The following is a 12227-nucleotide window of genomic DNA, read 5'->3' as shown; positions in this document are numbered from 1 at the left end:
CGAAGACCGCGTAAAACGGGGTGAATCCCCGCAGTCGTTGGGGGTTCTTAGGGGATCGCGGCAGGGGGATTTCGGGGCGTACGGGGGTCCGGCCCCGGGGTGGAGCGCGCACGACGAAGCGGACCCGAGATCGACTCTCGGGTCCGCTTGTTCGGTCGGCTCAGTGCTCGTAGGTCGGGGCGATATGGGTAGTCGCCGGTGCCGTGAGCGCATCGGAACTCACCACGGTTTCGTGCACCGGTGCGGTGTGGCCCGCCGCGGCGCCGGAGGTGTCGACGAGGTGGTCGATGAAGACCGATGACTCGCCGTGGTCGGTGAGCCCGAGGACATCGGGGTGCGTCGGCGTGCCCGGGATCGTCACCACTCCCGACGGTGTCCCCCCGGACGACGGCAGATCGGTGCCGTCCGGCACGATACGGGTGTCGAACTCCGGGCCTGTGGGGAGCACCGGGGTGGACGGGGTGTCCGGGACCGGGATCGATCCGCCGCCGAAGAGGGTCGGGCTCGCGCCGTGTTCGGGGACGACGCTGGTCGTCGCCGGCGCGCCACCCAGAACCGCCGCGTCGAGCGGGCTGGCCGTGTGCGCGGCCGTCAGGTTCGACAGGGTCGGCACCACCGGTGCCGCGTCGGCGCCGGCGACGATCGGTACGGCTGCGGCGGGAGCGGCCGCGGCAGGAGCGACCGGCGCCGCGGGGACGGGGGCCGTCGCCGGAGGGACGACCGGCGAGGTGGGTGCCACCGGGGTCGGTGTCGTCGGCGGCGTCCCGCCCGCGGGTTGCGCGCCGGGCTGGGTACCGGTCGTCGTGGTGCCGTGACCGTCGTTGCGGCTCCGGTCGTCGTTGGTGGTCCTCGTATCGTTTCCGCTGCCGTCGCCGTGGACGGATTCATCCTTGTGGACGTCGGTGGACTTCGTTTCGTTGCCCACCGAGTTTCCGGTTCCGGTGACGCCATCGCCGGTGCCGACGGTGCCGGTATTGTCGCCGTCGATGAGCACCGCTCCATCACCGGTGTTCACGTTGACCTTGTTGTCGTGGCCTTCGACGTGAATATTGATTTCTTTGTAGTAATTATTCACGATCCTGGTGATCATCTGCGTCGCGGTTCCCCCGCCCGCGTCCGGGTGCCAGTTCCCGCCACCGCCCACCTGTGCGACGACTTGAGGAATGACCTGCTGGACGTCGGCGGGTTGCACGTGCGACAGTCCGGCATCGGCCATGCATTTCTGCGGATCTCGGTCGAACTGCTCGGCCTTCTCGGGATTTCCGAGCAGGTCGAGGATGAAGTCGACGATCGATTGCGTGAGCGACATGATGATCTCCTGAGGTGGTCCGGGGAACCGCCCGTTCGGGCTTCTTGTCTTACGACCCTAGGAGGAAAATCGTCCGCCGATAACGGGGGAGATCCCCCGTGACGGTGACCGCCGTTGGGGGTTTGCGGGCCTCACGGGTGATGGTCGGCGACCGGCTGATGTCCGTCGGTAGCCGCATCGTCGAGGAGCGGAGCGGGACCCCACAGCGAGTCCGACGGCACGTCGATCTCCGGGGGATCGACGGTGCCGGTGGCGCCGGAATCGAAGGGCGGGACCGCGTCGGTGACGTCGTCGACCGTGGGCGCCTGCCCCCAGGCCTCCACAGGTCGCACCGGGTCGGGGAGGTCCGCACCGGGAATCGACTCGGAATCGAAACCGGTCGCCCCCGGCGAGTAGGCGCGATCGTCGTTCCCACCGTCCGCCGCCGGGTCGGACGACGGGGCGAAAGCGAGGTCGAAGGAATTCGCCGCCGCTGTTCCGGACCACACCGAGCTGGTCGATTCCGCGGCGAACGGCAGCAATTGGTTGACGTCGGCGGTGGTCACACCGTGCAGATCGGCCTCGCTGAGTGCTCGCTGCGGATCCGCGCGATAGGCCGCAGCCGCTACCGGATCGTGCGTCAGCGCGGTGATGAAGTCGAGAAGTGAACCGGTGGCCATATCGCCACGATACTGCGGGCCCGACGGGCCCGAGCAGTGGGAAATCCCCGATCGTCCGCAGGGCGATTAGGGGATCGATAGGGGACTCGGATTAGGGGAATTCGGGGAAATTCCCGTACTCCCCGCGTGACTCTTCCCCTAGCGGGGGCGGACTGCGAGCATGACAGCAGCGAAGAAGACGCTGGGGACGGAGTTGGGCTCATGGACACGGATTCCCTCGGCGTTTCGGTCGGTGCCGCACACCTCACTGCGGCCCGCCACCCGGGCGCGGTCACCCGCTGGACGTCCGTCTTGACGATCGCGCCCCACGTGCGGCCGGAGGCCGGCCTGCCGGAGGAGAATCCCCGGGTCCGGGCGGACGGTATCCGGTGGTCGGATTTCGTTCAGCGCGTGGGCGACCCGGTGCCGCTGACTGGCCCGGGCGGCGCCGAACGCCGGGCCGAGGACCTCGTGGTGGAGGCGATCGGGAGCCTGATCGCGGCGCAGGCCGGCACCGTCCCGAGCCTGCCGGTGATCGTGATCGCAGTCCCCGCCTACTGGTCCGACCAGGCGCGGTCCGCCTTCGCGGCGGCCACCGTCGCACTGCCCGGGGCCGTGCAGATCCGGAGCGATCTCGAGACGGCCTTCCTCCGATTGCGCCGTCAGCCGGACGCTCCGCACAGCGGGGTGGTGTGCCTGGCGGACCTCGGGGCGACGGGCACGACCATCGCGATCTGGGATGCGGGCGAGGATCAGCCGCTCGCCCAGGACCGGCTGGACGAGCCCAACGGCGAGGATCTCGATCACCAGCTGTTGCGCCACATCCTCTCCCAGGTCATGGACCCCGCCGACCTGATCTCGCCCGACCCGAATCTGACCGCTGCGCTGGCCCGGGTGCGAGCGGGTGTCCGCGCCGCCAAGGAGCGGCTGTCGGCGGCACCGGTGGCCTCGGTGCCGGTGGACCTGCCGGGCTTCCACGGCGACGTACGGATCACCCGGTCCGAGTTCGAGGACCTGATCAGTGAGTCCGTCGATCGGATCAGTGCAGGCCTGAGTGGTCTCCTCGAGCGATCGGGACGGGAGCCGTCCGCGGTGTCCGCGGTGGCACTCTTCGGCGGTGGCGCGGCGATTCCGCTGGTCACGCAGCGTCTGTCCGCCTACTTCCACACGGCGGTGCTCCCGAACCCGGAACCGTCGCTCACCGCCGCGCTGGGGGCGGCGGACCTGGCTGCCGCCCAGGCGGGGCCACCGCACACGACCACGTCTCCGGGCCTGAGGCCGACGGTGCCGCGTCCCGGTCCCGGTACTCCCCGCCCCGTCGATCCGCACCCCGAGCGCCGGACGGCGCAGAGCCCGCAGACCGGGCAGCACCCCGTGCGGCCCGCCCCGCCCCCACCGGCCCGGCCACTCGCACCGTCGGCGCCGCTCCTGGTCCATACGGACCCGACGGTGAGCAGGAGCACCCCCGTCCACCGCATCACCTACAACCGGGCCGACGACCGGGAGCAGCCGGAGAAGCGTCATCCGTGGCTGGTGTTCCTCCTCATCCTCGGCGGCATCGGCATGGTTGTGGCGGTGGGAATCGGGGTCCTGTACATGCTCGGAGACACCTCCCGGGATTCGGATCGACCGCCGCCGCCGACCACCTCGGCCCGGACGACGACATCGATCACCTCGACGACCGATGAGACGACCGAAGTGGTGCAGACATGGACCCCGCCGCCGACCACCCGGCCCAATCTGTCGAAGGTCCCGCCGAGCATCTCGTCGCGGCCTCCGTCGAGTGGCTCGTCCAAGGTCCCGGCGAGCGGAACGGGCGGCGGCTCGACCGGGTCCGGCGGAACCGCGAACGGAACCGGCGTCGCCGCGACGGCTCAACCCGCCGTGCCTGTTCCGCCCGCCGTGCTGGCGCCGGCGCGGTAGGTGCGATGACTGATCCGCGCGGCCTCCTCCCCCCGAACGCCGACGGCCTCGTGGCCGATATCGCCGCGCGCCCGGACTCCCGCCGGGTGCAGGTGATCATCGGCACCGCGGGCTCGGGGAAGACCGTGGTACTCCAGGAGATCCGGCGGGTGTATCGGCGGGCCGGGGTGTCACCGGCACAGAATCTCTCGCCCGATGACCACGAGGTGCTGATCATCGACAACGGACACCGCCTGCCCGACGCGGATCTGGCCGTCGTGGCCGCGCTCGCTCGGGCCGGGAACACCCGGATCGTCGTAGCCGGTGAACCGCGCCCGCGGAATCCCCAGTGGGCCGGGGCCGTGGAGGCGCTGAGTTGGGACACCCCGCCGGTCCTGCTGCCCTCGCTCACCCTCGCACAGATCACCGAGATCGCCGCCCGGATGGAGGCGCCGACTCCCGATCCACCGGCCGTCGACTGGGTGCACCACCTGTCCGGAGGTCTGTTCGACCTGGTCACGGCAGCGCTGGCCGAAGCACCCGATCAACAACGAATGAGTCAAGCGGCCGCCCGGGCCATGCGGGAGCGACTGTTCCGGCTCGACGAGCACGTGCTCGCGACAGTGGCGTTGCTGACCATGTCCGCTCCGATCGGCACGGCCGAGATCGCAGCGGTACTCGACGTGGACCGGGCCGCGGCCGATCGGCTGACCGACGCCGCGCGAGGCACCGGCCTGACCGACGGGCCGCATCCGTTCACGGCCCGGGTACGCCGGTCCGCGCTGAGCGTGCTCGGAGAGTCCCGCGGCCACGCACTGGCCCACGCGCTGCTGGACGGCTTCGATCGGCTCGGGCCCATCCCACCGGAGTTCGCCGAGGAGCTGGCCGAGCAGGGCGTGGTCGACGACCGCCTGATCGACCCGATCATGGCCCGCGCGACGACCGAACCGGAGCGGCGCGAGGCGTTGTGCCGGTTGGCGATCCGATCCGGGGCCGACCCCGTCGCGACACAGGTCCGAGCCGCGGAGATGCGCGCGCTCGCCGGCGACGTCCACGGTGCAGCCACCGCGATCGACGCGGTCTGGACCGACCTCGAGGCGCCGGCGACCGATCCGGGGCTCGTCGTCCGAGCGGTGCGGATCTGCGCCGGCGCGGCTGTGGAGGCGGGCAACTCCGCGCGTGCCGCCGAGCTCTACGACTGGCAGGCGCGCCACGTTCCGGACCCGCAGCTCTGGGGACCCGACGCCGCGATGGCCGGCGTGGTGCACCTGGCGGCGGGCGACCCGACGACGGCCGGGCGGCTACTCGACGAGCTGGCGCGGCACGCGGCGCCGAACCCGGTGGCGGGAGCGGCCGTCAACCGCGCGTTGCTGCAGGGACTACTGCAGTCCCTGGACCGGGGCGGCTCGACCGTGCTGACGACGCTCGCCCGCGCGGTGGGCCTGGCCGGCACCGCGCAGCCGGGTGTGGCCCCGGATGTTCCCGCGGCGATCGCGGCGATCGCGGCACTGCAGGTCGGTGAGGTGGCGCGGGCCCGGTCGATGCTGTCCCGGACGCCGCCGGAGCGGTGGCCCGCCGCGCACCGCACCCGACGGTGCCTGCTCACCGCCTGGGTTCTGATGACGGAGGGCGATGGTCCGGCCGCCACTGCGATGATCGACCGGATCGAGCACGTCCCCGGGACCCGCGACCAACTGGGACTCGCCGCGCTGCGGGTCGCGCTCGCCCGCCGGTCCGGCGACCTCGGCGAACTGCGCGCCGCCTGGGACGACGCGGTGGGGCCGCTCGCGGAGTACACCGTCGATCTGTTCGGCCTGCTGTTCGTGGGCGAGCTGTGGGTCGCCGCCGCGCGCCTGCACATGACGCACGAGATCATGCCGGTGGTGGACGACGCGCTCGCCCTGCTGGCAGCGCTCGGGAACCCGGTGTACTGGTCGGCGGCGCTGCACTGGTACGGCGTGCACGCGGCGATCGCCGGGGATTCGCCCACCGCACTCGTCCCGCACGCCCAGGCACTCGCCGAGGGCGCGCAGCACAGCGGCTACGCCCGAGCGCTCGCCCGCGCGGGACGGGCCTGGGTCCTGGTGCTGGGCGGCACCGTCGACCCCGACGAGGTGGACGCGGCGTGCCACGAGCTCGATGCGGTGGGGCACGGCTGGGACGCCACCCGGCTGGCCGGGCAGGCGGCCCTCCACGCCGCGGACCAGCGGGTGACGGCGACGATGTTGCAGCTGGCCCGTTCGCTGCGCACGCACCAGGTGACCGCCCACGAATCCGCCCCCGTGGGGTTGCCGCCGAAATCGCCGGTCTCGATCCTCACGGATCGGGAACGGGAGGTGGTGGACCTGATGCTCCTCGGTCTCACCTATCGGGACATCGGCGAGCGGTTGTTCATCTCGGCGAAGACGGTCGAACACCACGTCGCGCGGATCCGGCGGCGGATCGGTGCGCAGACGCGCTCCGAGATGCTGTCGCTGCTGCGCTCGATGACCGCCGGCGCCGACGCCTGAGCGGGTCGTCCGCCCCATCGACCCCGGGCCCTACGGCCGGATACGCTCCAGCAGCAGGTCTCTGGTGGCCGGCCACTCGTCGTCGATCAAGGCGTACTGCGCGGTGGTGCGCCAGCCGCCGTCGGCGGCGGGCCGGTGCTTGCGGAGCAGCCCCTCGAACCGCGCGCCGAGCTTCGCGATCGCGGCGCGCGAGCGGGCGTTGCGCTCGTCGGTGTGCCACACCACCCGGATCGCGCCCAGGGTCTCGTAGGCGAACCGGAGCAGTAGGTACTTGGCGTCCGGGTTGATGCCCGAGCCCTGCGCGGCGGTCGAGTACCAGGTGTAGCCGATGGCCAGCGCGCGGTTCGCCGGATCGATGTCGTAGAAGCTGGTGGTGCCCACCAGCTCACCGGTGCGCCGATCGGTCACCGCGAACGCCACCCGGTTCGGAGCGGCGTCCGCGACCTCGATGTAGGCGTGGGCCTGGTCGGTGTCGCGCGGTACGGCCGTCCACACGAAACCGTCGGGATCGTCGACGGTGCCGGCCAGCGCCTCCGCGTCCGCGGCGGTCAGCGGCCGAAGCAGGGCGCGAACCCCCGTGAGGGTGGGCGAGCCGACCCAGTCGCGGGGTGCGGGGAGGGAAGTCATGCGCTCACCGTAACTCCGGGCGCCACCGGTTTTCCCGGTCGGGCACCGGTATCGTCGGGTCCGTCGATCGGCCCGGCGCCGGACTGTGGCCGCGGCACGCGGAGGGGGGTGCGATGTGACGGGACGACCGCGGCGACGCGAACCGGACGAGACCGATCGCGCGCTGCTCGCCGCGCTCCGCCAGGACGGCCGCACCTCGAACGTCGATCTGGCGCGACGGCTCGGGATCTCGGAGAAGACCGTGCGGCTGCGCATCGCGCGGCTCCGGGAGGAACACGGCCTGGTGGTCACGGCGGAGCTGTCCGGCGCCCCGCGCGCCAGTCGGCTGATGTGCATGCTGCGCACCGAGCCCGCGCGCCGGATCACGGTCGCCGACTCCTTGCGCGCCCGGGCCGGTGTGGAACAGGTGTACCTCGCCTCCGGCGCGGCGGACGTGATCGTGATCGCGGGATTCCCCGACGATTCGGCGGCTCTGCGGTTCCTGGTGGAGGTCGTCGAGGCCGATCCGCACGTCACGTCCGTGCAGTCCTGCCACCTGATCGACGACGCTCCCGCGGCCGGCGCGAACGGCCGGGTACCCCACATCGACCAGGACGCGCTCGCCGCACTGACCATCGCCTCGGCGCCGCGGCAGACCTGCGACGAGGTGCTCGCCGCGGTCTGCGACGCCGCCGTCGACGGGCTGGGCGCGGACCGCGTGGTGGTCGCCCGCGGCGGAGCGCCGACCACGACGGACGACGGTGCCCTGGACCAGGCCACGATGACCGCGGCGGCCAAGCGCGGGGTGACGGACGAGTACCTGGACAGAATGGCCGCGCGCCTGGACAACGAGGTGCACGGCGTGATCCGGCTGGTCTGGGAGACGCGGATGCACGTCGCGGTGCAGGACGCCACGACGGATCCGGTGATGACGGGGCTGCACGACCTGGTCCGGGAGGCCGGCTACACGGCGCTGCTCGCCCTCCCGATGCTGTACGGCCAGTCCCTCCTGGCGACGGTGTGCCTGTACTACGACTCCGCCACCTCGCTCACCGGCGACTACATCGCCGCCGCGCAGCAGATCGTGGACTTCTTCGCCGTCACGTACTCCCGCGCCGCGGGCCTGGAACACCCGCATTCGGCCCCCACTCCGTAGCAAGCCGATTATCGGCATTATCTGCCGCCATTCGTCTCGAAACAGAGAACCGTGCGACGTCCGTACGGCAATTTCACCGCTTCTTCTTTCATTTCCCCACCATCCGGACGTGATATGACGCACACTGGTCCGAAGTTCGGATCAAATACCTGCCGATAAACGGCGGTAAGGAGCGCTCATGTCGTACACCAAGGGTCTGCACACCGTCGCCGACGGCTGCCACGCCTGGCTGCAGCCGGACGGCAGCTGGGGATGGAGCAACTCGGGGCTCATCCAGGGATCGGGCACGTCCCTGCTGGTCGACACCCTTTTCGACCTGGCCACCACCCAGGACATGCTGGACGGCATCGCGCCGGTCGTGGATCAGCACCCGATCCGCACGCTGGTGAACACCCATTCCGACGGCGACCACTACTTCGGCAACGAGCTGGTGGCGGCGCGCGGCGACGTGGAGATCGTGGCGACCGAGGCCGCGGCCGAGCTGATGACGCAGGAGAACGTGGACTCGCTGGCCGCACTCAAGCTGGCCGAGGGCTACGAGGGCGACTTCGCCCGCCACATCTTCGCCCCGTTCACCTTCGAGGGCATCACCTCCACCGGCCCGACCCGGACCTTCGAGGGCGAGCTGACCCTCGACGTGGGCGGCCGCGAGGTCCGGGTGGTGCAGGTCGGACCGGCGCACACCCCGGGCGACGCCTTCGTGCACGTCCCGGACGCCCGGCTGGTGTACGCGGGCGACATCGTCTTCGTGGGCGGCACCCCGATCGTCTGGGCCGGCCCGGCGGAGCGCTGGATCGCCGCATGCGACCGGATCCTCGACATGGACATCGACGTGGTGGTCCCCGGACACGGACCGGTCACCGACAAGTCCGGCGTCGCAGGAGTCCGCGACTACCTGGCCTTCGTCATCGACGAGGCCACCAAGCGGTTCCACGACGGGTTGTCCGCCGACGAGGCGATCGACTCGATCGACCTCGGCCAGTACTCCACCCTGCCGGAGCACGGGCGCCTCGCGCAGAACGTCTACCGCGTCTACCAGGAGCTGGACCAGAGCTTCCCGATCCCGCCGCGGCCCAGCGTCATCGGCCGCATCGGCGGGCTCGAGGGCTTCGCGTCCCCGTCCGCGTCCCGATGACCGATCAGCACCTCGACGGTGCCCCGCCGGCACCCGTGCCCGTGCTGCGCGACCTGCTGGTCGCCGCATGCGCGCGGGCCGCGGACTCCACCGCCGTCGTCCACGCCGGCCGGCGGCTGACCTACCGGGAGATCGACCGCGCCGCGAACACGCTCGCCCACGCGCTGGCCGAGGCGGGCGCGGGCCCGGGCGTGCCGGTGGCGATCATGCTGCCGACCGGCCCGGAGTGGGTCATCGCCGATCAGGCGGTGCTCCGCTGCGGCGCGACCAAGGTCCCCGTCGGCGACATGCTCTCGAAACCGGAGTGCGAGTTCATCCTGCGCGACTGCGGTGCCGCGATCGCCCTCACCGACGAGTCCCGGGCCGGCTTGGCCCTCGCCGTCGGAGACCGGCTCGGCACGGTCATCGTCGTCGGCGAGCCGCCCGCGGGCGCCGTGTCCTGGGACGAGCTGCTGGCCCGCCCCGCCCCGGACGGCCCTCCCGCCACGCCGATCGCCCCGTCGGATCCGGCGATGATCGCCTACACCGGCGGCACGACGGGACGGCAGAAGGGCGTGGTCCACACGCAGGCCTCGCTCGCGCTGAACCTGTTGGCACACGTCATCGAGCTCGAACTCGGCGACCGCGAGTGCCTCCTCCTGTCCACCCCGCTTCCGCATTCGGCGGGGTACCTGCTGCAGGCGGGCATGCTCAAGGGCGCCACCCACTTGCTCGAGACGAAGTTCGACCCGGACCGCGTGCTGGACGCCCTCGCCCAGGACGGCGTGACGCTGGCGTTCATGGTGCCCACCATGATCTACCGGCTCCTCGATCGCGCCCGGGACCGGTTCGGCGCCGCCGGGGTCAGCGCTCCCGCGCTCCGCACCGTGCTCTACGGCGCCGCACCGATCGCGGTGGACCGGCTGGCGGAGGGGCTGCGGATGTTGGGCCCGGTGTTCGTACAGCTGTACGGGCAGACGGAGGCGCCGAACTTCCTCACCCGCCTGTCCCGGCACGATCACGACCCGGACCGGCCCGAGCTGCTCACCAGCTGCGGCCGCCCGGCGCTGATGGTCGAGATCGAGGTCCGCGACGCGAGCGGACGCCGCGTGCCGGACGGCGAGGCTGGCCAGATCTGCGCCCGGGCCCCGTACCTGATGAGCGGCTACCTCGGTCTCCCCGAGGTCACCGCCGAGACCCTCATCGACGGCTGGCTGCACACCGGGGACATCGGATACCTCCGGAACGGTTACCTGCACCTCCTGGACCGGGCGAAGGACATGCTGATCAGCGGCGGCATGAACGTCTACACCACGGAGGTCGAGAACGTGCTGGCCGGCTGCCCGGAGGTCTCCCGGGTCGCCGTGGTCGGCGTCCCGCACCCGGACTGGGGCGAGGCCGTCGTCGCCTTCGTCGTCCCCGCACAGGCGCAGGCCGGCGACGGGGCCGGCGGCCAGGTCACGGTCGAGATCGACACCGCTCCCCTGGTCCGGCGGTGCGCCGCGGAACTGGCGACCTACAAGCGCCCGAAGGCCTACCGCATCGTCCGCGACCTGCCCGTCACCCCGTTCGGGAAGGTCGACAAGAAGCAGCTCCGCGCCGGCTGGGACGGATGGTGACTCCCCCGGCGATCCACCGATGCCCGCTCCCGGGCACCGTCGAAAGGCAGACCCCCACATGACCCGTCCCTTCCGCGAGGAGTTCGCGCAGCACTGGAACGTGATGCTCGCCTCGATCATCGGCATCGGCTGCGGCGCGATCGCCCTGCCGACCGCCGCCATCTCCCTGTTCATGCGCTCGATCCAGGCCGACTTCGGCTGGTCCCGCACCGACCTGTCGTTCACCTCGACCATCGTGCTCGCGACCCTCGCTCTCGCCGCTCCGGTGATCGGCTTCCTGGCGGACCGCTACCGCACGTCCGCGATCACGGGATTCTCGATGTTCGCCATGGCCGGCTGCTTCCTCCTCCTCAGCCACGCCGGCAAGAACCTGGGGGTCTACCTCGCCCTGTTCGCGATGACCGCACTGCTCGCCGCCGGCGTGACGACGGTGCCGTTCGCGCGCGCGATCAGCATCGCCTTCCGGGACAACCGGGGCAAGGCGCTCGGGCTGGCGATGCTGGGCAACGGACTGTCCGGCGTGGCGCTGCCGCAGCTGCTCGTCCCCCTGGTCGCCGAGAACGGTTGGCGCGCCGGGTTCCGCGCGCTCGCGGTGATCGCCGTGATCGCCGCCCCGATCATCGCGGTCCTGCTCCGGATCGGTGAGCCGAAGCCCCGGCGCGCCACCCGTGCGCAGGCCCCGGCGGAGAGGCTCACGGACGCGGAGGTCGGCGCCATCGGCATGACCCCGCGGGAGGCGATGCGGAGCAGGCCGTTCCAGGTGCTCGCGGTGGTCTTCCCGTTGATCGCCATCGCCAGTGCCGGAATGCAACTGCACTTCGTCGCGATCCTCGGCGACAACGGCCTGTCCACGCAGTGGGTGGCGTGGTACGCCAGCGCCATCGGCATCGTCCTGACCATCACCCGGGTGGTCACCGGCTACCTGCTCGACGCCTTCCCCGCCCAGCGGGTGTCCGCCGCCATCATGGGGCTCGGCGCGGTGTCCACGCTGGTCTTCGCGTTCTCCGGAACCTGGGGATCGGTCTTCGGCGCCATCGCGATCGGGATGACCGTCGGCGCCGAGATCGACATGGTCGGCTACTTCGCCTCCCGCTACTTCGGATTCGCCTCGTACGGCCGCGTCTACGGAATGCTGTACGGCACGATCCTGATCAGTACCGCCGTCTCACCCCTGATCTACGGTCAGGTCAAGGACAAGCTCGGCGACTACACCCCCGCGCTCGTGGGCAGCGCCGCCCTCCTCGTCCTGAGCACCGTCTTCCTGCTCCTTCTCGCCCGCCTGCCGTACCCGAACGCGCAGGCGCCCACCGAGCCCGCCGCCCGCGACGCCGCGGTCGCATAGACCCCACGACCACCACAGAAAGGTAAGCGCC

At 71.4% G+C, this 12227-nt stretch carries 9 protein-coding genes; 6 read left to right on the top strand and 3 right to left on the bottom strand.

The window, feature by feature from the left end:
* Positions 1 to 160: 160 nt before the first annotated feature.
* Positions 161 to 1309: an IniB N-terminal domain-containing protein gene (locus AC21LY_RS17235; RefSeq protein WP_489047778.1), complete on the bottom strand. Its 1149-nt coding sequence runs from the start codon at positions 1307 to 1309 to the stop codon at positions 161 to 163.
* Between the two features lie 131 nt (positions 1310 to 1440).
* Positions 1441 to 1968, bottom strand: a complete 528-nt coding sequence (locus tag AC21LY_RS17230; protein ID WP_489047777.1) for an IniB N-terminal domain-containing protein — start codon at positions 1966 to 1968, stop codon at positions 1441 to 1443.
* Positions 1969 to 2169: 201 nt separating this feature from the next.
* Here AC21LY_RS17230 and AC21LY_RS17225 point away from each other — a divergent pair, with 201 nt between their 5' ends.
* Complete coding sequence (locus tag AC21LY_RS17225) at positions 2170 to 3870, top strand: Hsp70 family protein (RefSeq protein WP_489047776.1); 1701 nt, start codon at positions 2170 to 2172, stop codon at positions 3868 to 3870.
* Between the two features lie 5 nt (positions 3871 to 3875).
* Positions 3876 to 6359 (top strand): LuxR C-terminal-related transcriptional regulator, encoded by a 2484-nt coding sequence (locus AC21LY_RS17220; RefSeq protein ID WP_489047775.1) that lies wholly within the window; start codon positions 3876 to 3878, stop codon positions 6357 to 6359.
* 30 nt (positions 6360 to 6389) lie between these two features.
* On the opposite strand, the gene AC21LY_RS17215 is transcribed toward AC21LY_RS17220, so the two are convergent.
* Positions 6390 to 6986 (bottom strand): GNAT family N-acetyltransferase, encoded by a 597-nt coding sequence (locus AC21LY_RS17215; RefSeq protein WP_489047774.1) that lies wholly within the window; start codon positions 6984 to 6986, stop codon positions 6390 to 6392.
* Between the two features lie 115 nt (positions 6987 to 7101).
* Here AC21LY_RS17215 and AC21LY_RS17210 point away from each other — a divergent pair, with 115 nt between their 5' ends.
* The 4 genes from AC21LY_RS17210 to AC21LY_RS17195 all read left to right on the top strand — a co-directional run bounded on the left by AC21LY_RS17210 (position 7102) and on the right by AC21LY_RS17195 (position 12196).
* A complete protein-coding gene (locus AC21LY_RS17210) occupies positions 7102 to 8121 on the top strand; it encodes an AsnC family transcriptional regulator (RefSeq protein ID WP_489047773.1) in 1020 nt (339 codons plus the stop codon).
* A 178-nt stretch (positions 8122 to 8299) separates the two neighbouring features.
* The gene (locus tag AC21LY_RS17205; RefSeq protein ID WP_489047772.1) at positions 8300 to 9256 is read left to right on the top strand and encodes an MBL fold metallo-hydrolase; all 957 of its coding nucleotides are present in this window, start codon (positions 8300 to 8302) and stop codon (positions 9254 to 9256) included.
* Positions 9253 to 10854, top strand: a complete 1602-nt coding sequence (locus AC21LY_RS17200; protein ID WP_489047771.1) for a class I adenylate-forming enzyme family protein — start codon at positions 9253 to 9255, stop codon at positions 10852 to 10854. The genes AC21LY_RS17205 and AC21LY_RS17200 overlap by 4 nt, the downstream gene beginning before the upstream one ends.
* 58 nt (positions 10855 to 10912) lie before the next feature.
* Complete coding sequence (locus tag AC21LY_RS17195; RefSeq protein ID WP_489047770.1) at positions 10913 to 12196, top strand: MFS transporter; 1284 nt, start codon at positions 10913 to 10915, stop codon at positions 12194 to 12196.
* The last annotated feature ends 31 nt before the right edge of the window (positions 12197 to 12227 follow it).

The organism is Tsukamurella sp. II2bb, from assembly GCF_057815145.1.
Note: the sequence above shows the minus strand (reverse complement) of the source record. Positions and strands in the feature narration are given on the sequence as shown.

Coding starts and splice junctions, on each gene's coding strand:
- AC21LY_RS17235 (WP_489047778.1), bottom strand. CDS start 1,309: ATGTCGCTCACGCAATCGATCGTCGACTTCATCCTCGACCTGCTCGGA.
- AC21LY_RS17230 (WP_489047777.1), bottom strand. CDS start 1,968: ATGGCCACCGGTTCACTTCTCGACTTCATCACCGCGCTGACGCACGAT.
- AC21LY_RS17225 (WP_489047776.1), top strand. CDS start 2,170: ATGGACACGGATTCCCTCGGCGTTTCGGTCGGTGCCGCACACCTCACT.
- AC21LY_RS17220 (WP_489047775.1), top strand. CDS start 3,876: ATGACTGATCCGCGCGGCCTCCTCCCCCCGAACGCCGACGGCCTCGTG.
- AC21LY_RS17215 (WP_489047774.1), bottom strand. CDS start 6,986: ATGACTTCCCTCCCCGCACCCCGCGACTGGGTCGGCTCGCCCACCCTC.
- AC21LY_RS17205 (WP_489047772.1), top strand. CDS start 8,300: ATGTCGTACACCAAGGGTCTGCACACCGTCGCCGACGGCTGCCACGCC.
- AC21LY_RS17200 (WP_489047771.1), top strand. CDS start 9,253: ATGACCGATCAGCACCTCGACGGTGCCCCGCCGGCACCCGTGCCCGTG.
- AC21LY_RS17195 (WP_489047770.1), top strand. CDS start 10,913: ATGACCCGTCCCTTCCGCGAGGAGTTCGCGCAGCACTGGAACGTGATG.